The organism is Bartonella sp. AA89HNZF (assembly GCF_042196905.1).
Taxonomy (GTDB): Bacteria; Pseudomonadota; Alphaproteobacteria; order Rhizobiales; family Rhizobiaceae; genus Bartonella.
The window spans coordinates 145,932-172,418 of the sequence record NZ_JBHIRD010000002.1 but is presented as its reverse complement, the minus strand read 5'-3'; the positions used below and the strand labels follow the sequence as shown (position 1 = coordinate 172,418).

The 26,487-nt window shown below is 37.8% G+C and carries 23 protein-coding genes and 2 pseudogenes; 14 read left to right on the top strand and 11 right to left on the bottom strand.

Going from position 1 to position 26,487, the window contains the following annotated elements; genetic code table 11:
* Positions 1–19 precede the first annotated feature (19 nt).
* Positions 20–2,329, top strand: coding sequence for an excinuclease ABC subunit UvrB (gene uvrB, locus ACFIN0_RS01700; RefSeq protein WP_375701785.1), 2,310 nt, complete (start codon positions 20–22; stop codon positions 2,327–2,329).
* A gap of 667 nt (positions 2,330–2,996) precedes the next feature.
* Positions 2,997–3,779, top strand: coding sequence for a BA14K family protein (locus ACFIN0_RS01695; protein WP_375701784.1), 783 nt, complete (start codon positions 2,997–2,999; stop codon positions 3,777–3,779).
* A gap of 69 nt (positions 3,780–3,848) precedes the next feature.
* Here the strand turns inward: ACFIN0_RS01695 and ACFIN0_RS01690 are convergent.
* A pseudogene (locus ACFIN0_RS01690) lies at positions 3,849–4,160 on the bottom strand (MBL fold metallo-hydrolase); the annotation flags it as partial.
* 4 nt (positions 4,161–4,164) lie between these two features.
* Here ACFIN0_RS01690 and ACFIN0_RS01685 point away from each other — a divergent pair.
* Positions 4,165–4,563 (top strand): annotated as a pseudogene (locus ACFIN0_RS01685) (sensor histidine kinase); the annotation flags it as partial.
* Positions 4,564–5,045: 482 nt separating this feature from the next.
* Complete coding sequence (locus ACFIN0_RS01680) at positions 5,046–5,669, top strand: BA14K family protein (RefSeq protein WP_375701783.1); 624 nt, start codon at positions 5,046–5,048, stop codon at positions 5,667–5,669.
* 69 nt (positions 5,670–5,738) lie between these two features.
* Here ACFIN0_RS01680 and ACFIN0_RS01675 read toward each other — a convergent pair whose 3' ends face one another.
* Positions 5,739–6,389 carry an MBL fold metallo-hydrolase gene (locus tag ACFIN0_RS01675; protein WP_375612975.1) on the bottom strand — a complete coding sequence of 217 codons (651 nt, stop codon included), beginning with the start codon at positions 6,387–6,389 and terminating at the stop codon, positions 5,739–5,741.
* A gap of 144 nt (positions 6,390–6,533) precedes the next feature.
* Here ACFIN0_RS01675 and ACFIN0_RS01670 point away from each other — a divergent pair, with 144 nt between their 5' ends.
* Together ACFIN0_RS01670 and ACFIN0_RS01665 are read left to right on the top strand one after the other, a co-directional pair.
* Positions 6,534–7,238 (top strand): response regulator, encoded by a 705-nt coding sequence (locus tag ACFIN0_RS01670; protein WP_375606339.1) that lies wholly within the window; start codon positions 6,534–6,536, stop codon positions 7,236–7,238.
* A gap of 8 nt (positions 7,239–7,246) precedes the next feature.
* Positions 7,247–8,587: an ATP-binding protein gene (locus ACFIN0_RS01665; RefSeq protein ID WP_375607754.1), complete on the top strand. Its 1,341-nt coding sequence runs from the start codon at positions 7,247–7,249 to the stop codon at positions 8,585–8,587.
* A 45-nt stretch (positions 8,588–8,632) separates the two neighbouring features.
* Here ACFIN0_RS01665 and ACFIN0_RS01660 read toward each other — a convergent pair whose 3' ends face one another.
* Together ACFIN0_RS01660 and ACFIN0_RS01655 are read right to left on the bottom strand one after the other, a co-directional pair.
* Positions 8,633–9,133 (bottom strand): YbjN domain-containing protein, encoded by a 501-nt coding sequence (locus ACFIN0_RS01660; RefSeq protein ID WP_375610126.1) that lies wholly within the window; start codon positions 9,131–9,133, stop codon positions 8,633–8,635.
* Positions 9,134–9,536: 403 nt separating this feature from the next.
* Complete coding sequence (locus ACFIN0_RS01655; RefSeq protein WP_375606341.1) at positions 9,537–9,782, bottom strand: accessory factor UbiK family protein; 246 nt, start codon at positions 9,780–9,782, stop codon at positions 9,537–9,539.
* Positions 9,783–10,088: 306 nt separating this feature from the next.
* On the opposite strand from ACFIN0_RS01655, the gene lgt reads away from it, so the two are divergent.
* The 4 genes from lgt to ACFIN0_RS01635 all read left to right on the top strand — a co-directional run bounded on the left by lgt (position 10,089) and on the right by ACFIN0_RS01635 (position 14,322).
* Positions 10,089–10,967, top strand: coding sequence for a prolipoprotein diacylglyceryl transferase (gene lgt / locus ACFIN0_RS01650; protein ID WP_375701782.1), 879 nt, complete (start codon positions 10,089–10,091; stop codon positions 10,965–10,967).
* Positions 10,942–12,021 (top strand): class I SAM-dependent methyltransferase, encoded by a 1,080-nt coding sequence (locus ACFIN0_RS01645; protein ID WP_375701781.1) that lies wholly within the window; start codon positions 10,942–10,944, stop codon positions 12,019–12,021. The genes lgt and ACFIN0_RS01645 overlap by 26 nt, the downstream gene beginning before the upstream one ends.
* 102 nt (positions 12,022–12,123) lie before the next feature.
* Positions 12,124–12,915 carry a peptidoglycan editing factor PgeF gene (gene pgeF / locus ACFIN0_RS01640; protein WP_375606344.1) on the top strand — a complete coding sequence of 264 codons (792 nt, stop codon included), beginning with the start codon at positions 12,124–12,126 and terminating at the stop codon, positions 12,913–12,915.
* A 474-nt stretch (positions 12,916–13,389) separates the two neighbouring features.
* Positions 13,390–14,322 (top strand): ribose-phosphate pyrophosphokinase, encoded by a 933-nt coding sequence (locus ACFIN0_RS01635; RefSeq protein ID WP_375606345.1) that lies wholly within the window; start codon positions 13,390–13,392, stop codon positions 14,320–14,322.
* Here the strand turns inward: ACFIN0_RS01635 and ACFIN0_RS01630 are convergent.
* Positions 14,319–15,818, bottom strand: coding sequence for a helicase HerA domain-containing protein (locus ACFIN0_RS01630; protein ID WP_375701780.1), 1,500 nt, complete (start codon positions 15,816–15,818; stop codon positions 14,319–14,321). The two genes, ACFIN0_RS01635 and ACFIN0_RS01630, sit on opposite strands and share 4 nt — an antisense overlap.
* A 287-nt stretch (positions 15,819–16,105) precedes the next feature.
* On the opposite strand from ACFIN0_RS01630, the gene ACFIN0_RS01625 reads away from it, so the two are divergent.
* Complete coding sequence (locus ACFIN0_RS01625) at positions 16,106–16,735, top strand: 50S ribosomal protein L25/general stress protein Ctc (protein WP_375610123.1); 630 nt, start codon at positions 16,106–16,108, stop codon at positions 16,733–16,735.
* Between the two features lie 76 nt (positions 16,736–16,811).
* A complete protein-coding gene (gene pth / locus ACFIN0_RS01620) occupies positions 16,812–17,387 on the top strand; it encodes an aminoacyl-tRNA hydrolase (protein WP_375701779.1) in 576 nt (191 codons plus the stop codon).
* A gap of 416 nt (positions 17,388–17,803) precedes the next feature.
* Here the strand turns inward: pth and ACFIN0_RS01615 are convergent, their stop codons facing one another.
* Complete coding sequence (locus ACFIN0_RS01615; RefSeq protein ID WP_375701778.1) at positions 17,804–18,547, bottom strand: L,D-transpeptidase; 744 nt, start codon at positions 18,545–18,547, stop codon at positions 17,804–17,806.
* A gap of 265 nt (positions 18,548–18,812) precedes the next feature.
* Between ACFIN0_RS01615 and ychF the strand changes: the two genes are divergently transcribed.
* Positions 18,813–19,916 carry a redox-regulated ATPase YchF gene (gene ychF / locus ACFIN0_RS01610; RefSeq protein WP_375701777.1) on the top strand — a complete coding sequence of 368 codons (1,104 nt, stop codon included), beginning with the start codon at positions 18,813–18,815 and terminating at the stop codon, positions 19,914–19,916.
* 155 nt (positions 19,917–20,071) lie between these two features.
* Here ychF and ACFIN0_RS01605 read toward each other — a convergent pair whose 3' ends face one another.
* The 4 genes from ACFIN0_RS01605 to petA all read right to left on the bottom strand — a co-directional run bounded on the left by ACFIN0_RS01605 (position 20,072) and on the right by petA (position 23,315).
* Entirely contained in the window at positions 20,072–20,512 is a 441-nt protein-coding gene (locus ACFIN0_RS01605) for a PRC-barrel domain-containing protein (RefSeq protein ID WP_375701776.1), read from the bottom strand.
* A gap of 103 nt (positions 20,513–20,615) precedes the next feature.
* A complete protein-coding gene (locus ACFIN0_RS01600; protein WP_375701775.1) occupies positions 20,616–21,512 on the bottom strand; it encodes a cytochrome c1 in 897 nt (298 codons plus the stop codon).
* Complete coding sequence (locus tag ACFIN0_RS01595) at positions 21,506–22,762, bottom strand: cytochrome bc complex cytochrome b subunit (RefSeq protein WP_375606353.1); 1,257 nt, start codon at positions 22,760–22,762, stop codon at positions 21,506–21,508. The genes ACFIN0_RS01600 and ACFIN0_RS01595 overlap by 7 nt, the downstream gene beginning before the upstream one ends.
* 4 nt (positions 22,763–22,766) lie before the next feature.
* A complete protein-coding gene (gene petA / locus ACFIN0_RS01590) occupies positions 22,767–23,315 on the bottom strand; it encodes a ubiquinol-cytochrome c reductase iron-sulfur subunit (protein ID WP_375610118.1) in 549 nt (182 codons plus the stop codon).
* Between the two features lie 721 nt (positions 23,316–24,036).
* On the opposite strand from petA, the gene ACFIN0_RS01585 reads away from it, so the two are divergent.
* Positions 24,037–24,513, top strand: coding sequence for a tRNA (cytidine(34)-2'-O)-methyltransferase (locus ACFIN0_RS01585; RefSeq protein ID WP_375701774.1), 477 nt, complete (start codon positions 24,037–24,039; stop codon positions 24,511–24,513).
* A 497-nt stretch (positions 24,514–25,010) separates the two neighbouring features.
* On the opposite strand, the gene ACFIN0_RS01580 is transcribed toward ACFIN0_RS01585, so the two are convergent.
* Positions 25,011–26,264, bottom strand: coding sequence for a CCA tRNA nucleotidyltransferase (locus ACFIN0_RS01580; protein WP_375610117.1), 1,254 nt, complete (start codon positions 26,262–26,264; stop codon positions 25,011–25,013).
* Between the last annotated feature and the right edge of the window lie 223 nt (positions 26,265–26,487).

Sequence of the window (26,487 nt, the reverse complement as noted above, 5' to 3'; positions counted from 1 at the left end):
TCTATCAAAGGATACAACAATGAAAAATGGTGTTACTGCAACAGTAGAAGCTCTTTCTGCTCTCATTGCTTCAGGTAATCCTCTTTTTAAGAATGGTGCATTATGGACACCTCACCGCCCTATTCGTCCTGAAAAATCTGAAGGTGGTATTCCATTTCAACTCGAAACATCTTTTAAACCAGCGGGAGATCAACCTCAAGCCATTAAAACTCTGGTTGAGGGAATTCAAAAAGATGAACGTACACAAGTGCTTTTGGGTGTTACCGGCTCAGGAAAAACCTATACAATGGCCAATATCATTGAAAAAACACAGCGTCCAGCTCTGATTTTAGCTCCAAATAAAACTTTAGCGGCACAGCTTTATGGAGAATTTAAAAGCTTTTTTCCTCACAATGCTGTCGAATATTTTGTTTCTTATTATGACTATTATCAACCAGAAGCCTATGTTGCACGCTCTGACACTTATATTGAAAAAGAGTCCTCTATTAATGAACAAATCGACCGGATGCGTCATGCTGCAACACGTGCCGTCTTAGAGCGTGATGATGTTATTATCGTCGCATCTGTCTCCTGCATCTACGGAATTGGTTCCGTAGAAACCTATACGGCCATGACCTTCGAAATAGAAAAAGGGGACAAACTCAATCAACGAAAACTCTTGGCTGATTTAGTCTCTCAACAGTATTATCGACAAGATATCAACTTCGTTCGTGGTTCCTTTCGTGTACGAGGGGATACAATCGAAGTTTTCCCTGCCCACCTCGAAGATCGTGCTTGGCGTATTTCGCTCTTTGGCGATGAAGTGGAAACAATTACGGAATTTGATCCTCTCACCGGACAAAAAACAGGCGATCTTCAATCAATTAAAATTTATGCCAACTCACACTACGTAATACCACGCCCAACACTTAACCAAGCGATGAAATCTATCAAAATGGAACTCGTTCAACGCCTCGATGAGTTGAACGAAGCTGGGCGTCTTTTAGAAGCACAACGTTTAGAACAACGTACAGTTTTTGATTTGGAAATGTTGGAAACCACCGGTTCATGTCCGGGAATTGAAAATTATTCACGTTATTTAACAGGACGAAATCCCGGTGAACCACCCCCAACTTTATTCGAATATATTCCACTCAATTCTCTTGTTTTTATCGATGAAAGCCATGTAACCATTCCCCAAATTGGTGGTATGTACCGAGGTGATTTTCGCAGAAAAGCAACTTTAGCAGAATATGGTTTTCGCCTCCCTTCCTGTATGGACAACCGTCCTTTGCGCTTTGAAGAATGGGATGCCATGCGCCCACAAACAATTGCTGTCTCCGCAACACCTGGACGCTGGGAAATAGAACAATCCCATGGTATTTTTGCTGAACAAATCATTCGCCCAACAGGGCTTGTCGATCCAGAAACAGAAATTCGTCCAGCACGCACTCAAGTCGATGATGTTGTGAATGAAATTCGGAAAACAATTCAAAAGGGCTACCGTACATTGGTGACAGTTCTCACAAAGCGTATGGCCGAAAACTTAACTGAATATCTGCACGAACAAGGTATTCGTGTACGCTATATGCATTCCGACATTGATACATTAGAACGCATTGAAATTCTACGCGACCTTCGGCTTGGCACCTTTGATGTCCTCATCGGTATCAACTTGCTCCGAGAAGGCTTAGATATTCCAGAATGTAGTTTTGTTGCCATTCTAGATGCCGATAAAGAGGGCTTTTTGCGCTCTGAAACTTCCCTCATACAAACAATCGGACGTGCTGCACGTAACGTAGATGGCCGTGTTATCCTCTATGCAGATACGATCACTGGTTCCATAAAACGAGCCTTACAGGAGACACAAAGACGTCGACAAAAACAAATAGCCTATAATGAAGAACACCATATCACACCGAAAAGTATCAAAAAAAATATCGGAGATATTCTCAATTCAGGTTATGAAAACAACCATATTCGTACAAATATCCCTGATGTTATCGAGAAAAAAAATATGGTTGGCAACAATTTAGCATCTCATATTAAACACCTCGAAAAATTAATGCATGAAGCAGCTGCTGATCTTAATTTTGAAGAAGCAGCACGCCTTCGCGATGAAATCAAACAATTACAAAAGATAGAACTAGAACTCGCGGAGAATCCCTTAACACATCATAGAGAACAATCCCCCCAAGAGCCCGTGTTACAACCAAGTCTTTTCTCCAAACCAGACCTTGCACACATGGGATCAACCATGGACACTGGTATTTTGGAAAATCAAAAAGGAAAATCTCGTAAAAACACCCCTAATCAAGCAACAATAAAACGAAAAAAACGCAATCAATGAAGGAGCAAAAAATTTCACACCGCCAAAACTAATCTTTAGCTCTTCTAAAAAACTGACTATCGATGAAGAGCAAACAGTATTGCCCTAAAAATAGATAACAGCAAATATTAAAAATATTCCAATTTTTCTAAGACAACATAAGAGAGGATATTTTACAAAAAATGCCTAAAATTATTGACTTTTCAAAAAATCTTTCTTGTTCAACCTTATTATAAAAATCTTTAAAACTGTAAAAACTTCTAAAATATAAATAAATTCAGACAAACTTTAAAAAATATCTTCCATGAAACAAAATATTACTACAAATATATTATATTTATACAATTATACTACAATATATAATTTAATATTAATCATAATTATATAGTGATAAAACTATAGGCTTTATTTATAAAATAGTTATTAAATTACATTAAATTAATTGATAGGAACAAATTATTCCCAAATAAATACTTTATACAACATAGTAAAAATCATCTACTACCAATACAATCTTATCAATTAAATACATTAAATTGAAATCAAAATTTTGTCAGTATCTATGATAGCTTTTACTAAATGGCTTATTTATTTGTTTTGTCACAATAAAGTCCCAAATTGTTCAGGCTCTATTCAGTTTGAAACGTGTAGGATGTGAAAAATACGAATTAACACAAGGAGCATCATTATGAAAAAAGTGATCAGGTTAGCGGTATTATCAGCAATGTCAACTGTGACCATTTTGATGCCGCTAAATGCAACGCTTGCGGATATGGCATGGAATCGTAGTGACTCTATCTCGAGAGAAATAGATGATATGATGAGGAAGATGCGTAAAGAAACAGATGATGCGATAAGGGAAATGAGGAAGAAAGCTGATATTCTGCCTTGCGGTTTTTCTCGCTCCCATTGTTCTGATAAAAAACGTAGCTTTTTATCTGATGATTTCCAAAAGTTTGTTGATGATTTCCACAAGAGTTCTGATGACAACAAGAGAAGATTTAAAGCCAAACATGAAAGGTCTGTAGCCAAACAGAGTAAGACGGAACAACAACATCATCATCACCACCACCACCATTATCATCATGTTGAAAACAAAACATATCATTACGTCGAGCGCAAAAAGACAAAACACAGTAATATTCATATAGATAACTCAGGAGATGCTTTAGCGGTGGGTATTCTTGGTCTTGCAACAGGTACAATTCTTGGTACAATTTTAAAAAAACCAGAACAGCCACAAGTGGTTTATCAAATAGTACCACAAAGTCAGGTAATTTATCAAAAAGTTCCGCAAAATCAAAGAGTTTATCAAGTGCAGCAAACAGTGGCATATGAGCCATTCCAGCAATCATTAGAATCTGATTGGCTTAACTATTGCAAGAAAAAATACCGTTCCTTTAACCCTAAAACAGGGACCTTTCGAGACCGTAATGGTTTGGAACACATTTGTTATGCCCCAATAAATTAACTTCTGTTCTGCCCTACTAAAAAGTTTTAAATGGCAAAAAAAACGCTTCAAAGCGTTTTTTTTGTTTTCTCATATATTAAAATCTTGAAGAAAAGGATTATTTTGGTGCTCATAGCCTATACTACTTTTGGGATCATGCCCACAGATAAAACAAACATCATCGCCTAAGGGTAAAACTTTTTCTCGAAGGGATTTCATCAATTTTTCATAAGAACAGAAGGGGAAGTCCGTACGTCCAATAGAACCACGAAAGAGAACAACACCCAAGAAGGCTAAGCGCTCTTTCTCATTGAAATAAATAACATGACCAAGGGAATGCCCCAGTGTATGCAAAACCCTAAACTCATGTCCAGCAAAATACACACACTCACCATCTTCTAACTATATCGAACAACGCCCCATGATGCTTACGGATGTAAGCCATGATTTAAGAACCATTCTCACCCGTTTTAAACTTCAGCTAACATTAGCAAATACTGACTTTGATATCAAGCCGCTTGAGCAAAATGTGAGCGACATGCAAAACATGTTAGAAGATTACCTTTCTTTTGCCCGTAGTGAAGAAAGTGAGTGTGTTAAAACTTTTGATTTAAATGCTCTTATGCAAAAATTCTCTACCGATGCACATCTTCACAAACTTCAATTTTCCTACACCATTGAAAGCCCTACACAAATACAAGCACGCCCACGTGCCTTCACGCGTCTCATCAGCAATCTTGTGTCAAATGTATTTTGTCATGCCAATACTGTCAAACTAACAGCCATATCCCAACAAGAATGTTTCCCATATATCAAAAAAAGTTCCCGCAATATATTATATTTATACAGTTATAATATGATATCGAACTCAATATTTAGCCTCACAAGAGAGTAGTGAAACAGGACTGTATTCAATCACACAAATAAGGTGAAATAAGGTTCTATCTTAGCACCATAAGCCTATAATAAAAAACGATAACTTTTATTCATACACCTATTGTTCAATTCATATTGTATCAAGCAATAAAAAAGTACTCATCAATAAATAATTTATAACCAATAGTAAAAAATCTGGTGCTCTAAATACAAGCTGCTTAATTAAGCTTAAGAAGAGTACATTAATTGAAATCAAAATTCTGTCATGATTTTATTTTATTGTATTGATAATAGTTTTAACTAAATGAAATTTTATTTTTTTGTCACAATAAAGTCCAAAATTGTTCAGTCTCTATTCAGTTTGAAACGTGTAGGATGTGAAAAATACGAATTGACACAAGGAGCATCATTATGAAAAAAGTGATCAGGTTAGCGGTATTATCAGCAATGTCTACTGTAACCGTTTTGATGCCATTAGGTCCAACGCTTGCGGATATGGCATGGTATCATAACTATGATATGAGAAGGGAGGCTGGTTTACCGTCTCACAATTTTAGCTCCCATTTTTCTCATAGTGAACATCACTCTTTTGATAATCCCCACAAGCGTCATTATGTTAGCCATAAATGGGGAGCACAACAACACCATCATGTTGAACACAAGACATATCATTATGTCGAGCGCAAAAAGACAAAACACAGTAGTATTAATATAAATAACTCAGGAGAAGCTTTAGCAATGGGCATTCTTGCTCTTGCAGCAGGTGCACTTCTCGGCAAAATTTTTAAAAAACCAGAACAGCCACAAGTTGTTTATCAAACCGCACCACAGCATCAAATTGTATATCAACAGGTTCCACAAGAACAGATAATTTATGAAGCTCCGCAAACGGTGGAATATGAGCCAGTACAACAATCATTAGAATCTGATTGGCTTCAATATTGCAAGAAAAAATACCGTTCTTTCAACCCTAAAACAGGAACTTTCCGAGACCGTAATGGTTTGGAACACGTTTGTTATGCCCCAATAAATTAACTTCTGTTCTGCCCTACTAAAAAGTCTTAAATGGCAAAAAAAAACGCTTCAAAGCGTTTTTTTATTTGCTCATATATTAAAATCTTGAAGAAAAGGATTATTTTGGCGCTCATAGCCTATGCTACTTTTGGGACCATGCCCACAGATAAAACAAACATCATCGCCTAAGGGTAAAACTTTTTCTCGAAGAGATTGCATCAATTTTTCATAAGAACAGAAGGGGAAGTCCGTACGTCCAATAGAACCACGAAAGAGAACATCACCCAAGAGGGCTAAGCGCTCTTTTTCATTGAAATAAATAACATGACCAGGGGAATGTCCTGGGGTGTGAAAAACCTTAAACACATGTCCAGCAAAATGAACGCACTCACCATCTTCTAACCATTGGTCAGGAATACAGATGCAAGCATCAGTGATGCCATAATTTTTTGCGCTTTCGCTCACGGCATCCATCACAGGCTTATCATCGCGATGTGAACCGATAATTTTTACATTAAGCGCTTCTTTCACTTGCATTGCTGCTCCTACATGATCAAAATGACCATGTGTTATCCAAATAGCCTCAACGATAACACCATTCTTTTCGATTACGTCTTGAATTCGTGGCCAATCACCACCAGGATCAACGAGAACCCCCGTTTTACTTTCACTATCAAAAAGCAAAGTGCAATTTTGTTGGAATGTCGTAACTGGAATAATATGTATATTAAGACTACCCATCATATCCTTTTCAAAAATAACTTTTTTAAATTTATAAATAAAACTTTCTTTCCTTTAAGGTAAAGGTGCTGCTCGACAGCTTTATACAACTTATGTAAACTTGCATTTTGTGTAAACTAAATTTTTATCAAGGTTTTTTTAAGAATGAGCAATCACGTTCAAGTTTTGTGTGACGATGCCCCTCACCTTCTTGTGATTGATGACGATACGCGTATTCGCAATCTTTTATTTCAGTTTCTCATTAAAAATGGATTTCGTGTTTCAGTTTCAGCCAATGCGAATGAAGCAAGACGACTGTTAGCAAGTTTAGATTTTGATCTTCTTATTGTTGATGTCATGATGCCTGGCGAAAACGGTATTGATCTCACTCATTCACTCCGCCAAACAAAAGATGTCCCTATCTTCATGTTAACAGCTTTATCAGAAATAGACAATCGTATCCGTGGATTAGAAGCAGGGGCAGATGATTATCTGGCTAAGCCGTTTGACCCTCGTGAACTTCTCCTTCGCATCAACGCCATTTTACGACGTGGTTTTCCCCTTAGCCAACCTAAAATTGAGCAAATCATTTTTGGTCCTTATATATTTTCAATTTCACGGCGCGAACTCAAAAAAAGAGGAGAAATTATTAAATTAACCGATAAAGAACAAGAAATGATGATCATTTTTGCCGAAAATGCAGGCGATACAATTCCGCGCCATAAATTCGCGACCGATGACAGCAATATAAGTGAACGTGCCATTGATGTACAAATCAACCGCCTTCGCCGTAAGATCGAAAAAAATCCAGCACTTCCTATATGGCTCCAAACTGTGCGAGGAATAGGGTATAAACTCTCAATTGAATAGGCACAAGAATGTTCAAACCTTTAAGATTTTTTTTTCGATGGCTAACGAAAAAAATGCCTAAACGGCTTTATGCTCGTTCTTTGATCATTATTATTGCTCCCATGGTGCTTCTGCAAACGGTCATTGCTTACGTCTTTATGGAACGTCATTGGCAAATGGTAACCGAGCGTCTTTCAACTGCTGTCGTGCATGATATTTCAGCCATTATTGATATTATTGAAACATATCCACAACAAGATAACTATGAAGATATCAAGCGTATTGCACAACAACGTATGGGATTAAACATTTCTATTCTCTCTCCTGCCCCCTTACCCCCACCAGGACCTAAGCCATTTTTTGCAATTCTTGATTATTTTTTAAGCGAAGAAATCACCCGACAAATTAACCGTCCCTTCTGGATCGATACCGTAGGAGATTCTGATCTTGTTGAAATCCGTATCCACCTTGGTCACAACATCTTGCGTGTCTTCGCTCCGCGCAGCCAAGCCTATGCTTCCAATACCTCTATTTTTTTAAGCTGGATGGTAGGAACAGCTCTTGTTTTGTTGTTGATAGCAATTTATTTCTTACGCAACCAAATAAAACCAATTCAACAACTCGCTGAAGCGGCTGAAAGCTTTGGGCGAGGTCGTCCCTTACCAAAAGGATTTCAACCACAAGGAGCTGATGAAGTCCGTCGTGCAGGCATCGCTTTTTTACGTATGCGAGAACGTATTGAACGCCAAATAGAACAACGCACCATGATGCTCTCAGGAGTAAGTCATGATTTAAGAACCATTCTTACACGTTTTAAACTTCAGTTAGCATTAGCAAATACTGGCTTTGATATTAAACCGCTTGAGCAAGATGTAAGTGATATGCAAAATATGTTAGAAGATTATCTTGCCTTTGCCCGTGGAGAAGGAAGTGAAAGTGTCAAGACTTTTGATTTAAATGCTCTTATGCAAAAATTCTCCACCGATGCTCATCTACACAAACGTCAATTTTCTTACACCATTGAAGGACCTACAGAGATACAAGTACGTCCCCGTGCTTTCACACGCTTGGTTAGCAATCTTGTATCAAATGCATTTTGTCACAGCACGACCGTTAAACTAACAGCCAATTCTCAACAAGAATCTTTTATATTGATAATCGACGATGATGGACCTGGAATTCATAAAAATATGCGTGCAGAAGTTTTTAAGCCATTTTTCAGAATTGATAAAGCACGAAATCAAGATGCAAGTGGAACAGGACTTGGTCTTTCTATTGCCCAAGACATAGCACGCAGCCATGGTGGCAATATACAATTAGACGAGAGCCCACTCGGGGGATTGCGCGCTATTCTTGATATCCCCCGATGAATCATATTTCAGTAAACAGTCTGTAAAAATAACAAACTTGATATTTTAGGCATTCCCTACAGTTTCAAACAAAGTGTATTGTAATGCCTTGTAAGCGCTTTCTCCCGATAAAGCCACCATCTGAAATGCAACATAATGGCTTTCACAGGCTTTAAGTGCATTTATCAATAATGTTTCAACTTGTATATGGGATGGATGCGCCCCACCAGCCAAAAGAAGACCTTGCCGATAAATAACCGAGTTATTTCTTTGCCAATAATCAAAATGTCCCAACAACAATTTTTCATTAATTGCTAGCAATAAGCGCTGTATTTCGGCTGTTCGAGCATTTTTAATAGAAAGATCAAACGAACAAGCTAAATGAAGTGCTTCATGCTCTTCCATCCATGAAAAAGCAAGACGATAGTTTGCGCGTTTTCCTTCCACACAAACGCTAATTTCATCTTGTGCATCTCGCTCAAACGACCAATCATATTCACAGGCAATCTGTTCGATAAAGTCAACAGGGTGCTCTTTTCTTTCTGTGGCGCAAAATGCAAGCCTCATCACAATCCTCAATCATCTTAAAACATTGTCAACAGAATATAAACCGCTTAAATTGTAACAATATTTGCTACAATCAAACCTCTTACACCAAACAAATACACATTAAAAACATCAACAAAACACAAACACCTAGAACACAATCGCGCTCTTTAGGGAAACCTGATAATCATGAAACGAATCATCAAGTTTTTTCAGTGTATTGATACAATTTGATAGCGCCAGCCCCCCTGATTCAAAAAAATGTATTTTTACCCAAAAAAAATCAAAAATAAACAAATGCTCCGCTCTAACAGACTCAAGATTAAGCATTTTTTAGTTTCACGCATCATATTGAAAAATTGGGGATATTTTTTTGAAGATTCTTTTTTTTAAACTATTTTACTTTTTTGTGTCTGCGTTTTTTTTAATCATCTTTTTTTAAATCATCAAGGCGTCTTTTCAAATCAGCGTTATCAGTATGGATTTTCAGCACCATCTCCTTAAAAGTCTCAAACTCTTCGCGAGAAACAAGATCAAGTTTGTTTGCTATCTTTTCAGCCTGCACACGAAAAGCTGTTCCAGCTTCACGTCGTATGCCTTGCGCAACGTCAGCAGCATCTGTTGCTAATTTTGCTAATTCATCAAGAATACGATTTGATCCATTACGCATAACCTTTTTCCTTAAATTTTAATTATTGACACACGCATTATAGCGTATTCTCATAACATTTAGATACTGTAATTTGTTCCTTTTACTCTATATTTTACATACTGTGCAGATTTTTCATAATGATTTTGTTTCAGATTTTTTAATATTCCTTTTATCACCATATTTTTTTACCGTGATAAATCAGTGGAAATCTCCCCCCCTTTCTGACTAGCCTCCCTACTGACTTGACCATTGTGTATTCATCTGTCATTTTTGACCATCAGAGTCACTTCATATTCATCTCGTATAATGTAAGATGCTTAACTCATGAACAATTTGTCTTGTCCAGCCATTGCTTTTCCGTCTTTTCTTGATCCTGTCATTATCCATCTAGGTCCCATAGCACTTCATTGGTATGGACTTGGTTACGTACTGGGTATTCTTTTTGCTTGGTGGTATGCGCAAAAATTATTAAAAAAAGCATCTCTATGGTATAGAAACTATCCTCCTATGGATAAAGAAAAGATCGGAGATTTTGTTGTCTGGTCTGCCATAAGTGTTGTTGTCGGAGGGCGTTTAGGACAAGTTCTTGTATGGGATCCCATTTACTATTTTAACCATCCAAGTGCTATTATTGCCGTATGGGATGGGGGAATGTCCTTTCATGGCGGACTTATTGGTATTATCATTGCTATGATCTGGTTTGCCCGTAAAAATCATATTAACATACGAGCCATGTTTGATATCATTGCTGCAGGTGCTCCTATTGGTATCGGCGTTGTACGAATCTGCAACTTCATCAACCAAGAATTATGGGGCAATATTACTACACGTCCTTGGGCTGTTTGTTTTCCTCTCGATCCTTACTATTTACCGCGCCATCCAAGCCAGCTTTACGAAGCATTTATGGAAGGATTTCTTCTCTTCATCATCCTGTGTCTTCTTATTTTTGGGTTCAAAGCATTAAAACGTCCCGGTACTGTATCAGGAACATTTATTATAGGCTACGCAGTAACACGCAGCATTTCTGAAGTTTACCGTGCGCCTCAAGAAGATCCAGAATGGTTTTCGACTCTTTTCCATTCTACTGGTTTTACCTATGGCATGGCTTTATCTCTTCCCATGCTTCTTGTAGGGTTTTATCTTCTTCTCCACGCCTTTAAATATAAACCGACAGAAAATGGCCAATCTCAAAGAAAAAATTAAAGAAATTATTGTCCTTAATGGACCAATCACTGTTAGCCAATATATGACGTTGGCACTCACCGATCCCCAATTTGGTTATTATCACACACAAACCCCTTTTGGACATGCTGGTGATTTCATTACAGCACCTGAAATAAGCCAATTATTTGGAGAGATGATTGGCATTTGGACTCTTGCGAGCTGGAAAGCTCAAGGGTGTCCTCACCCTTTTATTCTCGCTGAAATAGGTCCAGGACGAGGAACTTTGATGGATGACATTTTGCGAACCATCCAAAAGCTCTCTCAAACGGCATTTAATGCTGCTGAAATTTTTCTGATCGAAATAAGCCAAAAACTCGCAAAAGAACAAAAAAAGCGCCTTTGCTCTTATCAAAAACAAATCCATAGCATTGAAAATTTTAATCAAATTCCTTCAAAACCTCTCTTCCTCATTGCTAATGAATTTCTCGATACACTCCCTATCAACCAATATATTAAAGTCAATGGAAAATGGAAAGAGCGCCGCATTACAGTCAATCAAAATGGAGATTTTATCTTTATTGCTGCCCCGCATAAACTTCCCTCTTCTTGTCTACAAACCTATTGTTCTAAAGTGCCTGACGGAACAATTTTTGAACATGCCCCCTTACGGCATCAATTCATGCAACAAATCAGCCACCATTTAGTGCAAGTGACAGGTTCTGCTTTACTTATCGACTATGGTGCTTGTGAGCTTGCCTTTGGCGATACCTTGCAAGCACTCTCGAAACATAGATTTCGTGATGTTTTTGATGCCCCTGGTGAACATGATTTAACATCCCATGTTGATTTTTCTTTTTTAAAAAACATAGCTCTTGAACAGGGCTGTTTTGCTGAAATCTTAGAGCAAGGAGAGTTTCTTTTTAAAATGGGGCTACTGGAGCGCGCAAAACAGCTTGGAGTTGGCAAAAGTGCTCCTTTGCAAGACAAAATCCGCCAAGACATTGAACGGCTCGCTGGTCCAGATCAGATGGGAAAATTATTTAAAGTTTTACATTTCAGTGATAAAAATATCTCCATACCTCCCCAATTTTAATGATCGGCGCTTTTGTCAATAAACACATCATTATCTGAAATATTCATTGACAAATATGAACATCTCCATCCTCACTTTAAATAATCTCCATAAGGAACTTTTATGAAATCTATCCCTCATCCCATTCTTGCAAAAAATCTTTCTACTTTACACACCCATGGAATAAAACATGGATTTTTTACACGTCAAGGTGGTTTTTCAAAAAATCTTTATCATAGTCTTAATGTTGGGAAAGGTTCAAATGATCAACCTGAACATATCGTACAGAATCGTCTTTTGATCGCCAATTATTTTTCTATTGAAGCGCAAAATTTAGTCACAGTTAATCAAATACACTCCTGTAACGTTGTCGTAGCTCATCAAGCAACTATCGGTGCACCTCCTCAAGCTGATGCTCTGGTTACGACTACCCCAGAACTCGTTATTGGAGTTCTTACAGCAGATTGCGGACCCATTCTGTTTGCTGATCCACAAGCTGGAGTCATCGCTGCAACTCATGCTGGCTGGCGTGGAAGCTTAAATGGAATTATCGAGAAAACAATTGCTGTTATGGAAAAACAAGGAGCCAAAAGACAATCAATAACAGCAGTCCTTGGACCTTGTATTGGCCCTTATCACTATGAAGTAACAAACGAATTTTACGACCAGTTTATTGATTACCACAGCAAATACCAAAAATATTTTTTAAAAACAGACAAAATAAATCGCTTTTATTTTAATCTATGGGCATTTATTATAAATCAACTCAAAGAAGCAGGTGTTAATGCTTCTTGTGTAGAGCTTTGTACCTATCAAGATGAACAGCGTTTTTTCTCCTATCGCCGTGCAATACACCGCAACGAACCCGATTACGGACGGCAAATTTCTGCTATTATGCTGAAAAATAAAAGATGAACCCCTTTTATGCTTGAGAACAATACCAAAACTGCAAAACTAAACTTTTTACCCAAATGGAAAAATAAACCCCATTGTACTTTGCTTTTCTCACGAAATTATCTACCAGCCCATAAAATATGATAGCCTTCGCTATGATCATTTTCAATGTTTGGTTATAATGATTGAAGGCAAGATAATACTTCTTTTTATTACTCCCTTTCATTCATCTTAAATATGAAACATTCCCCATATTGAAAGTATTTTTATAAAGTAATAACCAAAAAGCTTAATCAATATGTTTTTCTTTGCCGCATGGAGAAAAAACTTTGCTCTAAAAGTAACAAACTTTTGGAAAAAGAGAAAACATACTGCATAGCTCTTTAATAATAATCAATAAAATTGTAATGGTTTTGTAATTGTTTTCTTGCAATTTAATAAAAAGAAATTAAAAACCGTGTCGCATTCCTACCATGATGATTCAGAGGTTCTACTATGAAACTTTTCTGCGGAAATTCTAATCCACGCCTAGCTGAAGATGTTGCAAATTATTTGAACATCCCCTTAGGCAAAGCAACTGTAAAGCGCTTTGCTGATCAAGAAATTTTCGTAGAACTGCATGAAAATGTACGTGGACAAGATGTTTTTGTTTTGCAATCTACATCCTATCCCGCAAATGATCATTTGATGGAATTACTCATCATGATTGATGCCCTTCGTCGTTCTTCTGCGCGTCGTATTACAGCTGTTATCCCCTATTTTGGCTATGCACGCCAAGATAGAAAACCAGGACCACGAACTCCTATTTCTGCAAAACTTGTTGCCAACCTCATTACTGAAGCAGGGGCCCATCGTGTTTTAACATTAGACCTTCATGCAGGACAAATTCAAGGTTTTTTTGATATCCCTACAGATAATCTCTATGCTGTTCCTGTCATTTCTCGCGATGTCAAAGTGCATTATTCTCTTGAAAATGTTATCGTTGTTTCACCTGATGTGGGTGGTGTGGTGCGCGCGCGCGCACTCGCCAAGCGCTTGAACAGTTTGCTCGCTATTGTGGATAAACGTCGCGAAAGCCCCGGTGAATCAGAAGTTATGAATATCATTGGAGATGTATCGGGAAAAGATTGCCTTTTGCTTGATGATATTGTTGATTCAGGTGGAACTTTATGCAATGCAGCAAGTGCTCTGCTTAAACATGGTGCCAATAGTGTCACAGCTTATATCACGCACGGTGTTCTTTCTGGTAATGCAATCGAGCGAATTGCCAATTCAGAGATGAAAGAATTGGTTATTACAGATTCAATCATGCCAACACAAGCTATTGAGAAAACCCATAATATTCGTGTTTTGCCCATTGCCGACCTTATGGGAGAAGCAATAGCAAGGACAGCAGCAGAACAATCCGTTTCAAGCTTATTTGGTTAAAGTGGTTCCTTGGGATCTCCTGGTGCTGTTTCAACACCAAGATCAGGAAATGCAACAATGCGTTGGCCACTAAAATGCGTATGAATAACAATGAGACCGCGTTCTTCAAAGTAGGTTAAAAGTCGGCGTGCACGGCTTAAAGAATGAGTCCCATAAAGACGTGCTAAAAATGCATCGGATGGACAAGGCTTTCCGCCCAATGCGGCTTGAGCCACGTTCAAGAAGACTCCTTGAACATCTTCTTCCAAACTTTCTGATATCTGCAAAATATGTTTCCAATGTTCACTGACAGCCGTTTGTTCATCAACAAAAGCCTGAGCAATAGCCAATTTACGCCGAAACTGTGAAAGATTAAAAGGAACCTTTGACATACCATGGATACGGCAACGAACTGAAAAATCTTGATAAAGCACCGCTGTTGAACGATAAAAAGCCTCAGAATCCTCAAGAATTTCCCGAATAATATGTTCTGCTTGCCCGTCACGCTCAACATCAGAAAGTTCAGGAAATAAACTCAAGTTTTCTTCCAACAGCTCTTGTTTTTTATGTACTACCTCCTCTAACATCTCGTGCATTGATTTTTCCCTCATCGGCTCTCGTGTTTGTTTAAATGGCGTTAAAATTTCCTCTGGTGAAGCAGTAAAAACGAGCTCTTGCACATCATCCCGCTCTGTTGGAAGTGGCATTAATTTAGGACTAGAAGAGCGTGCCAAAGTTTCAACAGAACCGATAATGATTGGTAAGGGACGTCGTGATAAAGCGGGACCTAAAGCGATAAAATTTCCCCGCTCAAGATCTCTAAACATTTCTGCTTGACGACGCTCCATTCCCAAAAGATCAGCAGCGCGCACCATATCAATATCTAAAAAAGTCCGCCCTATTAAAAAGTTTGAAGCTTCAGCAGCAACATTTTTGGCCAGCTTAGCCAAACGTTGTGTCGCAATAACACCAGCAAGACCACGTTTGCGCCCCCGACACATAAGATTAGTCATAGCACTAAGGGAAATCTTACGTGCTTCATCAGAAACTTCTCCTGCAGCAGTTGGAGCAAACAATTGTGCTTCATCAACAACGACAAGCATAGGATACCAATAATCACGTTCCACATCAAACAGTGCCCCAAGGAAAGCACCCACAGCACGCATCTGTTGTTCAGTATCCAAACCTTCAAGATTAAATACTACAGAAACCCGATGTTGTCGAATGCGATGCGCAATACGCGTCAATTCTAGTTCGCTCCGTTGAGCCTCTACAATAACATGACCAAATTTGTCTGCCAAAGTTACAAAATCACCTTCTGGATCAATCACACAATGCTGTACCCACTGAGCACTTTGTTCTAGAAGACGGCGTAAAAGATGTGATTTACCTGAACCAGAATTACCTTGAACAAGAAGACGTGTTGCCAATAACTCTTCCAAATCAAGAAGTGCTGGCATCGATTTATGCAAAGCACGACTCTCTGATATCTCACCCAAGGCAATCTCAACCTTCATAACATCTCCAGTGTTTGATTTTGAACATATCAGCGCATATTGGTTGATTCTCCATCCTGTACCATAATGTGTAACATTTCCTCTTTTTTAACGATAGAAATCATCGATTTTTCCCACAACTCTTGCATCTATGAATAGTTTGAATTATAGAACAGACTTCTGCGTAGACACCCTTGGAGGCAACGCAGAATGGAGCAATCGCTGCTTATCAGCGCATATCTTCATATCCATGCAAAAACTGTTATTGTTTTTGAAGGATCTCCAATCATGTAAAAAGGACTTAAATTATGAGCAAAAGCTACACTCTTAAGGCCGAAAAACGCGAGCGGGTTGGTAAGGGGTCCTCCCGTGAACTTCGCCGCAACGGTCTTATTCCTGCTGTCATTTATGGTGAAAAACAACCTCCTTTGGCAATAACAGTTCCCTATAAAGAAATTTTCTATAAAATTCACGCTGGTGGCTTTCGTACCACCATTGCAACGATTATTCTTGACAAGCAAAAAATTATGGTTTTGCCAAAAGATTATCAATTAGATCCCGTGCGTGACTTTCCCCTCCATGTAGATTTCTTACGCATTTCAGCAAAATCCGTTGTAGAAGTGAATATTCCTGTTCACTTCCTCAATGAAGATACGGCCCCTGGACTTAAAAAGGGTGGTGTCCTCAATATTGTTCGGCACGAAATTGAATGTACAGCTCCAGCAAGTGCTATTCCTGAAGCTATTGAAATTGATCTCTCCAGCTACTCTATTGGTGATTCTATTCACATTTCAGCAGTGCAACTGCCAAAAGATGTGACTCCCATCATCCAAGATCGAGACTTTACCATTGCAACCATTGCAGCTCCTGCTGGCATGGATGTCAGCGATGAAACCTCTGAACAAGAAAATGATGAAGAAGACACGGAAACTTCATAAAACTCAAAAGGCGGAAATTTTTTCCGCCTTAATTTATGAGACATTACCCTTACTCATACTTTGACTGAAAATACACATGTGGCTTATTGCTGGTCTTGGCAATCCTGGTTTACAATATCAAAATAACCGCCATAATATCGGTTTTATGGCTGTTGATGCCATTTATCAGTCCTTCTCTTTTTCTCCATGGTCGAAAAAGTTTCAAGCAGAAATCTCCAATGGTTTCATAGATAATGAGAAAATTTTTCTTATAAAACCGCAAACTTTTATGAATTGCTCGGGTCAAGCTATCGGTGAAGCTTTGCGATTTTATAAATTAGATTTGAAGAATTTGATCATCATTTATGATGAGTTAGACCTGCCTCCGGGAAGAGTCCGTGTAAAAATTGGTGGAGGAAATAATGGACATAATGGTATTAAATCTATTGATACCCATTGTGGTACTAATTATTGCCGTATACGCATAGGAATTGGTCATCCTGGAAGCAAAGAACTTGTTCATCAGCATGTCCTAGGAAATTTTACCAAATCTGATCAAGAATGGCTTCCCCCTCTCTTAGAGACAATCGCAAAAAATATCGCTCTCCTTATAAAAGATGACAAATCCCTCTTTATGAATGAAGTTTCACAAACAATAAAAAATAAGAACTGACCCTAACAGCTTATTTCTCTCATCAATAAAAAAACAACTTTTCTCTATAAAATCTATACATATAACTTATTGATTTATAAAAATTAATTGTTTTATATTCTTGAATAGAAATGCCAAATATCACAAGATTTATTTTAAATCTATTAATAATGAAACCATAAAAACCATTGGCTTACACCTCACAAGTTGGAGGACATATGAATAAAAACTTTTGAAAAAAGAAAGAAAAATGCCTCTTATAAATTTCCTCAAAGGCAAAACCTGTTGGGAAAATATGAAAGCTAGCAAATAAAATAATGATATTTGTACATATCTTTTGAAACAGAGAAGAGGTCTATACTCTTTTTTTGGAGGAAGAGAAGATTGAACAGCAAACCAAAATACCCAAACGGCTCTCTCCAATCTTCTCCCCTAAATTAAAAAAAATCATTTGGCTGAATGGTCGATTGTAGCGGATCGTAACCATTTGATTGTTGACTATAAACTGTAGGAATACTCCTATTGTTTTGCAATACCACAACACGCGAACCAACGGGAACACGATCATAAAGATCGATAATATCTTGATTAAGCAAACGGATACACCCACTTGAAATAGCACGCCCAATTGACCACGATTCGTGTGAGCCATGAATACGGAAAAGTGTATCTTTCCCATTTTTGAACAAATAAAGTGCCCGCGCACCTAATGGATTATCGGGCCCTGGTGGCATTCCTTTCCCAAGATGACCATAACGTTCTGGTTCTCGAGCCATCATAGCTGCAGTAGGAGCCCAATTTGGCCACCGACGCTTGCGCTGTATAACCCCCTCACCTTCAAATGCTAGGCCTTCTTTACCGACACCAATCCCATAACGCAAAGCTTTTCCATTTTCACCAATAAGGTAAAGAAAACATTCTTCCGTATCTATAACCAATGTTCCAGGCGCATAAGATGTATAATAAATCACCTCTTGTCGCCAATATTTTGGATCAATTGTCGCAAGATCAACAGCAGGTAACGAATAGGTCTCATTCGTTACAGGACCATACAAAGCCTGTATTTCTGGTGGAATGTATCGAACTTGTTGAAAAGGTACCGATGACATATCTGACTGACGTGTAGCACATCCAGCCAAAGCCAAAAGTGCTGCAATTAAAAAGGCACAACGAGATAACACTCTTCTATTTTCTCCGATTAATTATTTATGCAGATTTGCATACCATGAAAAACTTAGCACACTATTAACATTAATTCGAAGTTTTCTTATCCTTGTAACTAAGGAGAGCATTAAGATAAGAAGAACTAAGGTAAAAAAGTAGATACCTACTACTTTAGACTTTTTTCTCACTTATCGCAAGACAAGGACTATAACTCTTCTGAAAATATGCTATAAAAAGGAAGCTTTATCTTAACCATAAAATCAGTAGAAAAGAAAGACTCTCATGGGCTTTAAATGCGGTATTGTCGGATTACCTAATGTTGGGAAATCAACTCTTTTTAATGCATTAACAAAAACAGCTACTGCACAGGCTGCCAACTATCCTTTTTGTACCATTGAACCCAATACTGGTGAAGTTGCTGTTCCAGATTTACGAATGGAAAAAATTGCATCAATTGCTGGTTCAAAAGAAACGATTCCTACACGCATTAACTTCGTTGATATTGCGGGGTTGGTACGAGGAGCTTCAAAAGGCGAAGGTTTAGGCAATAAATTTTTAGCCAATATTCGTGAAGTCGATGCCATTGTCCACGTTTTACGCTGTTTTCAAAACGAAGATATTACCCATGTAGAAGGACATATTGATCCTGTTAGTGATGCAACAACGGTTGAAACCGAACTCATGCTTGCAGATCTTGAAAGTCTTGAGAGACGAATCGTACAAATCCGTAAACGGGCAATTGGAAAAGACAAAGAAGCCCTTACAATTCTACCCATTATGGAAAAAGCATTAAACATACTGCAACAGGGAAACCCTATCCGCTTATTACTCAAAGATATCTCTTCTGATGAACAGAACATTCTTAAAAGTTTAAATCTTTTAACCTCCAAACCTGTACTTTATGTTTGCAACGTAAGCGAAAATGACGCCGCTCATGGCAATAGTTTTACCCAAACAGTTGAAAAAATGGCAACAGAGCAAAATGCGCAAAGCATTATCATTTCGGCTTCTATCGAAGCGGAAATCACGCAACTGAGTGATGCTGAAGCCTCAGAATATCTCAATGCTCTAGGACTCTTTGAACCAAGTTTAAATCGCCTTATTCGCGCTGGTTATCATTTACTTGATCTCATTACTTACTTCACCTGTGGGCCTAAGGAAACGCGAGCATGGACAATTGCGCGTGGTACCAAAGCTCCCCAAGCAGCTGGCGTTATTCACTCAGATTTTGAGCGCGGCTTCATTCGTGCACAAACCATCAGCTACAATGACTATATTGCTCTGGGTGGAGAAAGCGGTGCAAAAGAAGCAGGAAAAGCCCGCGATGAAGGAAAAGAATACATTGTGCAAGATGGCGATATCATGTTATTTAAACATAATACTTAAATCTTCACTCTATCTTAATAGTTTATCTTGAAAATTTTGTATTAAGTTCATGAGAGCTTACCGCAAAAGTTCCTAAAGGTCTCCTGAACAAAAAACAGGTGCTACCATTATTGTGACAGCAACTGTTTTATCCATTCAAGAATGGAAATATAAAATTAGCGCGTCCAACGCCCTTCGTATTTAAATGTTGGAGCGTCCTTTAAAGAATCTTTTGTCGCATTTGTAATAAGTTTCCACTTACCATAATCATTTGTCATCTGGATTGTTTCTGGAGAAACGACCACATAACTCTCCCCTATACCAAGGAAACCACCAACTGCAACAACAAATCCCGCAATATTATTTTCACGTAAAATAATATCTTTTACTTCACCAATATTTTCATCTTCTATATTATATACCTTAGCACCTATAAGGCTAGAAGCAACAAAATCCGTTGCTAAAGGTGTTACATAACGCACAGAATTATTTATCCCTACCTGTACAATACCTGTCGAAGAAATCATTTCAGGTTTAAAAGGTCCTTCAAAAGACTGCGCATAAGTACTAGAAATCATCAAAATTGACATAAGAGTAGTACATGAAATTTTTTTCATTTTAACATCTCCGTTTTTACTTTGCTTTTACTTTATAAAACCTCAATGCATTATAAACAGATTTGTTCCTTATGCTTTTTATACTCTTTCAAAACCAGTCGTCTTATCCTTCTTTCTTTATTTCATCTTTTGTTTCTTTCTCAAACTCTTCTTCTAAACTACGCCAAATACGACCTTTTAAAATATAAACAAGCCCTGCAAAAATGATTAAAAATAAAATAACACGAAAACCGGTTTTTTTACGAATTTCCATATGAGGATCGGCAGCCCACATCAAAAAAGCAGAAACATCACGGGCGTAATGTTCAACGGTTTCTGGGGTTCCATCTTCATAAGCAACTACACCATCACTCAAAGGAGGTGCCATAGTTAAAAAATTACTGGCAATAAAATAAGGATTATACCAATAACCATCAGCAACTTTTACCTTCTTCGGCGCTTCCTGATATCCTGTTAAAAGAGCTGTAATATAATCTGGACCAGCCGTATCATAATGAGTCAAAACATCCGTAATTAAAGCAGGAAAAGGTAAAGATACACCACGTGCACGTGCCATCAATGACAAATCTGGAGGATAAGCACCATTCAAAACCTGTCTTGCTTCTTCTTCATACGCAAAGGGAGAAGGAAAATAATCCGTTGCAACCCCAGCACGTTTAAAAAATTTTCCTTCTCGATTAGGACCATCACGCACTTCATACTGCCCCGCCAAAACTTTAATCTGTTCTTGATCATACCCAAGAGCTTTTAAATTGCGAAAAGCCACATATTTTAGCCCATGGCAGCTGGAACAAACTTGTTTATAAACCTTTAATCCGCGCCTCAATTGCGCCTTATCGTAGAACCCAAATGGACCTGAAAAACTCCATTCTTGTTTTTTAGGAACCTGTAAAGGAAAAGAAATAAATCCCTCTTCCTGATCAGAGGCACCACCCGCTAAACTCTGAGCAGAAAAACTCATAGCAACAATAACAACCAGCCCGACAAAAACATTTACCATAGTCTCTTTTTTTTCTGTTTTAAATCTTGCATAATTGAAGAAGGAAGAGAATAATTTTTTTCAAACGCTGGCAAAATCGGCAAAATAACCAAAAAAAATATAAAATAATAAACCGTAGCCAATTGTGTCCATAAAAGAATTTTGTCACTTATTTCTCTTGACCCCAACCAACCAAGAAAAACGACATCAATAACCAACGCCCAAAAGAAAATTTTATAAACAGGTCGATATCTTGCTGAACATATTTTAGAGCGGTCCAACCATGGCACAAAAATTAAAATGCAAATCGAACTGACGAATAAAACAAAGCCAACAAAGTTTGAAGAGAAAATACCAATATCAAAAGTTATAGCACGAAGCATCGCATAAAAAGGCAAAAAATACCATTCTGGAACTACACGAAGAGGTGCCTTTAAAGGATCTGCCACACTATAATTTTCAACCTGCCCCATATAATCGGGCATATAAAACAAAAACCAGGCAAAGAAGATGAGAAAAACAGTAATAGCAAAAATATCTTTGATCAGTGCATAAGGCGAAAATGGAACCGTTTCCTTATCTGACTGTATAGCAAGACCCGTTGGATTTCCTTGCCCAACACAATGAATTGCCCAAATATGAAGCCCCACAAAAAGAAGCAAAACAAATGATAAAACATAATGGAAAACATAAAAACGATTCAACGTTGGTTGTCCTACGACATAACCACCAAGAAGTGTCTCATGCAACCAAGACCCCACTAAAGGAATCGTTTTGAAAAGCCCTGCAATCACTGAAGCAGCTGAAATAGACATCATCCCCCAAACAAGCACATAACCAAAAAACGCTATTGCCATCATGATGATATAAATAAAAATACCTGTAACCCATACCATTTCTCGCATATTTTTATAAGAACCATAATAAAGTCCACGTGCCAAATGGATATAAACAGCAATAAAAAAAAACGAAGAGCCTACACAATGCCATGGACGAAAAAGCCAACCAAACTGCCCTTCACGCCGAAATCGTTCACTAGTTTCAAAAGCCAAATGAATATCCGGAACATAATGCATAGCCAAGACAATACCTGTCAATAGCTGTGATAAAAGCATAATGGTTAAAATACCGCCAAATGTGTAAAAGTAATTAAGATTACGCGGAACAGGAAAAATCACAAATGCATTATAAAAAAAACGAGGAAGAGGAAAACGCTTATCAAACCAACGAGCAAGTGCATTTTTAGGACAATAAGGAGAAAACCTTGTCATAACCTTATCCTATTTTGAGCAAAGTATCAGAAAGAAATTGGTAAGGAGGAATAGCCAAATTATAGTTAGCTGGACCCGAACGCACTCTTCCAGCTGTATCATAAACAGACCCATGACATGGACACAACCACCCTCCAAATTTCCCAGATTGCCCAAGTGTTACACAGCCTAGATGCGTACAAAGATTAATAACAATAAGCCAATTTTCACGTCCTTTACCTGCTGAACGCGCAAAATCTGTTGCTTCCTTTTCACCTTCAAGATTAGGATTGCGCGCTTGACGATCTTTTAGAAGTCTCACTTCAGTAGCGCGCGCATCAGCAATTTCTTTTGCCGTACGATTTCGAATAACAACAGGCTGTCCTCGCCACTTTACCGTTATCGACATCCCCTCTTCAATACCAGAAAGATCAACCTCAACAGAGGAAGATGCCAAAACAGCTTCATCTGGACGCAACTGACGGATAAAAGGCCACATAACCGCTCCCATTCCAACTGCTCCTGCAACAGCTGTTACCAAAAACAGAAAATCCCGCCTCGTTTGCTCACCCATGGCCTTAACTTAAAGAGACACTTTGCTAAAACACCCTTTTTACCATACCCTCTCCCATTGTACAATGCTTGATCACTCAGTTACCTCAATCATAAAAACATCCCCGTAAAAACTCCTGCCATTTGTATGGTTTATACAAAAAACTGTTTTATAATGATAATTCATCATTTTACAGAGTGAATGAAATCCTGAAACACCGTAAGGTTTTTTCATTTCCAACCTATTCATATTAATCAATCAAAATTACTCCCCCGCCCGTGAAAATCAGAGATAGCATGTAAATAAACACTTCTAAAGAAAGATAGTCTTATTATGACCATATCTCTGTAAACAAGTTGAGCTTATCGGTTATTTCTTTAACACATTTACAGCATCTCTCCCTCTCTCAATTCCAACTGGTTGTATGAGTATTTTTTTCGCTTCTGTTTTTGCATAAAAAGCATATTTTGTTGATTTTAATTAAAATGGATGATCTAACCTCATTAAATATCCCACTTTTCAACATAATGAGCCAATCCATTCATGGATCGCTCAATAAAATGAAGTCCCGAATAGGGAGCTTCTCTCTTATCCCAAACAGATCTGTATACATAACTTTTTCCCTGAAATTTAAAGGGAATAAAAATTAACCGTAAAAAACATGTATTTCTCAAAGCATATTTTTCGAATAAATTGTGGTATTTCTTTACAAAGTCGAAAGAAAAGTCATATTACAGAGAACATGACACTTCATATAGCTCTTTTCCAACCTGATATTGCTGGTAATACTGGAACGATTTTACGTCTTAGCGCTTGCTTTGGTTTACATGTGCACATTATTGAACCTGCAGGCTTCAATCTGTCGGATCGTAATCTCAAACGCGCAGGATTGGATTATCTCGAATATGCTTCCTTAGAACGACACATTGATTGGCAACATTTTATAAGCTCCATGAAACACTTTAACCACCGCCTGTTGCTTTTAAGTACAAAAGCAAAAACATGCTATACGCAGATATGCTATCAAAGAAATGATGTTTTACTTTTTGGTCGGGAATCAGCTGGAGTTCCCGATTATGTTCATGAAACGGCCGATTACACACTGAAAATTCCCATGCAACCACAGGCACGCTCTCTCAATCTCGCCATGAGCGTGGCTATAACAACAGGAGAAGCATTGCGCCAAATTGGTTATTATGAAAGAAAATGTATTTTATAAAAATATAAATTATCACGAAAAACAATAATACAACATATAAAGAACAGTTAGAGCGTATAATGCCTATCATTTTCAAACAATTAAGTGCTTGTAAAATAAACATTTCTTAGTGCCCATCACATCCATTTCATATCACCTCATATCACCACCTATGAATGATTAAATACTCCTCATAGTAAAAATCCAGTGAACATCCCCCTCTTTATGGTCATACAAGGTGCAAACCGCTATCACTATTCTCTTTATTCGTTCTCATTTTCGAGAATCCTTATCTTTGAGATGGTTTATAAGAGACATTTTCCCCCTCTGTAATCGTTTTTACTCATACAGCTTCCCCCTCGTGACACGTAAGGCAATAATTTTGATTGATGTAATATGAACAGGTTTGAAATAACCTTACAATATTGTGGACTCTTCTTTCACATGAATAATGATTATTATAAATTAATATGTTGACTTAAAAAATATAAACAACAGTGGGTTTATAAACAGAAATATTATAAATCAATTTTTTCTAATAGTGCATGACGATCCATTAAAAATCCGCTTTCAATCCATATCATTTCTAGCTCTTTAAGCTTTTTTCCTAAAAGTATACCTTTCGTAAAACCTTTTTTTATTAAATCGTTACCATTAATAGGAAAAGTTGGAATTTGCCATTTTTTGGCAAGTTGATAAAGCTTAATATAACCCTCTGCTTTTTGCAAAGCATCACTTTTTTCCAGATGATCAAGATGTGATGCAGCGACAGACAACGATAATTGATCTAAAACTGGCTGTCGTCCATGAAAATAAATCAGTTTTTGCACAAAATGATCAGAACAGTTTTGGTTTATTATTTCTAACTCTGCCCATTCTTTTAATCGCGTTGTTTCCTTAAGAGAAAAACGCAAGCGCTGTGCCATTTCATGAAGACGCATGGGATCAGGAGGAAGAAGGCTTTCTAGCCGTAACAATGGATCAACTTTCCAACCAAGAGCCTGTTCTGTCTTCACCAATGCGTGAATTGCATCAATACCCCATCGTTCTGTTTCAGGGAAAATGAGTGCCAAAATTCTGCTTTGTCGCATCCATAAAAGAGCACGCGTTGGATCAAACGCCGCAAGAAGCTTTTTCATTTCTGCCCAAATACGTTCAGAAGAAAGTTTTTTTAAACCGTGTTTTAAACGAACACATGCCTTCAATCCTTGCACATCAGGTCGCCCTGCTCCATACCACGCAAAAAAGCGAAAAAACCGTAAAATACGCAAATAATCTTCGCCAATACGATCTTCTGCAACCCCAATAAAACGAACTGTTCGGCTAGCAATATCACTCAAACCTCCCACATCATCATAAAGGTTGCCAGCAGCATCACAATAAAGCGCATTTATCGTAAAATCTCGCCGTTCAGCATCTTTTTTCCAATCACGACCAAATGCCACTTTTGCATGACGACCATCCGTTTCAATATCGCAGCGAAGCGTTGTAACCTCATAAGAACATGAATGAGCAACTACTGTTATTGTACCAAACGCAATCCCTGTAGGAATAGCTTTAAATCCTGCTGCTTCTACACGTGCGATAATCTGTTGCGGCAAGCAGGTTGTGGCAATATCAATATCACTAATAGGCTGCCCTAGCAGTTGATTGCGTACTGCTCCCCCTACAATACGCGCCTCTTCCCCCTCCACAGACAAAACACGAAGAAGTGTTTGGATATCACTTTGTTGTAACCACGCAACCTGTTTGAAGTTCTGTCTTATATTCACCCTTTAACCTTTCAAAAAAGTTGTCTTCATTTCTTTAAAAAGCTCTCTTCATAAAACAATTTTTTTAAGACATCCCTTATAAAGCACGTCTATTCTTCCAAAGAAACTTTTCTCTTCTATATGAATATGAAAAAAAACGGCATATGATACTTCATTTCTTCTCATTTTCTGTTACAAACAATAAGATATCCATTATCATGCAGAGAAAATTACCATTTTTGCG

What these genes read in the sequence shown, in the direction of transcription:
- ACFIN0_RS01695 (WP_375701784.1), top strand. Translation starts at nt 2,997, where the DNA reads ATGAAAAAAGTGATCAGGTTAGCGGTATTATCAGCAATGTCAACTGTG.
- uvrB (WP_375701785.1), top strand. Translation starts at nt 20, where the DNA reads ATGAAAAATGGTGTTACTGCAACAGTAGAAGCTCTTTCTGCTCTCATT.
- ACFIN0_RS01660 (WP_375610126.1), bottom strand. Translation starts at nt 9,133, where the DNA reads ATGAGGCTTGCATTTTGCGCCACAGAAAGAAAAGAGCACCCTGTTGAC.
- ychF (WP_375701777.1), top strand. Translation starts at nt 18,813, where the DNA reads ATGGGCTTTAAATGCGGTATTGTCGGATTACCTAATGTTGGGAAATCA.
- pgeF (WP_375606344.1), top strand. Translation starts at nt 12,124, where the DNA reads ATGAAATCTATCCCTCATCCCATTCTTGCAAAAAATCTTTCTACTTTA.
- ACFIN0_RS01635 (WP_375606345.1), top strand. Translation starts at nt 13,390, where the DNA reads ATGAAACTTTTCTGCGGAAATTCTAATCCACGCCTAGCTGAAGATGTT.
- ACFIN0_RS01665 (WP_375607754.1), top strand. Translation starts at nt 7,247, where the DNA reads ATGTTCAAACCTTTAAGATTTTTTTTTCGATGGCTAACGAAAAAAATG.
- ACFIN0_RS01680 (WP_375701783.1), top strand. Translation starts at nt 5,046, where the DNA reads ATGAAAAAAGTGATCAGGTTAGCGGTATTATCAGCAATGTCTACTGTA.
- ACFIN0_RS01645 (WP_375701781.1), top strand. Translation starts at nt 10,942, where the DNA reads ATGGCCAATCTCAAAGAAAAAATTAAAGAAATTATTGTCCTTAATGGA.
- ACFIN0_RS01595 (WP_375606353.1), bottom strand. Translation starts at nt 22,762, where the DNA reads ATGACAAGGTTTTCTCCTTATTGTCCTAAAAATGCACTTGCTCGTTGG.
- ACFIN0_RS01630 (WP_375701780.1), bottom strand. Translation starts at nt 15,818, where the DNA reads ATGAAGGTTGAGATTGCCTTGGGTGAGATATCAGAGAGTCGTGCTTTG.
- lgt (WP_375701782.1), top strand. Translation starts at nt 10,089, where the DNA reads ATGAACAATTTGTCTTGTCCAGCCATTGCTTTTCCGTCTTTTCTTGAT.
- ACFIN0_RS01600 (WP_375701775.1), bottom strand. Translation starts at nt 21,512, where the DNA reads ATGGTAAATGTTTTTGTCGGGCTGGTTGTTATTGTTGCTATGAGTTTT.
- ACFIN0_RS01585 (WP_375701774.1), top strand. Translation starts at nt 24,037, where the DNA reads ATGACACTTCATATAGCTCTTTTCCAACCTGATATTGCTGGTAATACT.
- pth (WP_375701779.1), top strand. Translation starts at nt 16,812, where the DNA reads ATGTGGCTTATTGCTGGTCTTGGCAATCCTGGTTTACAATATCAAAAT.
- ACFIN0_RS01655 (WP_375606341.1), bottom strand. Translation starts at nt 9,782, where the DNA reads ATGCGTAATGGATCAAATCGTATTCTTGATGAATTAGCAAAATTAGCA.
- ACFIN0_RS01605 (WP_375701776.1), bottom strand. Translation starts at nt 20,512, where the DNA reads ATGAAAAAAATTTCATGTACTACTCTTATGTCAATTTTGATGATTTCT.
- ACFIN0_RS01625 (WP_375610123.1), top strand. Translation starts at nt 16,106, where the DNA reads ATGAGCAAAAGCTACACTCTTAAGGCCGAAAAACGCGAGCGGGTTGGT.
- ACFIN0_RS01670 (WP_375606339.1), top strand. Translation starts at nt 6,534, where the DNA reads ATGAGCAATCACGTTCAAGTTTTGTGTGACGATGCCCCTCACCTTCTT.
- ACFIN0_RS01675 (WP_375612975.1), bottom strand. Translation starts at nt 6,389, where the DNA reads ATGGGTAGTCTTAATATACATATTATTCCAGTTACGACATTCCAACAA.
- petA (WP_375610118.1), bottom strand. Translation starts at nt 23,315, where the DNA reads ATGGGTGAGCAAACGAGGCGGGATTTTCTGTTTTTGGTAACAGCTGTT.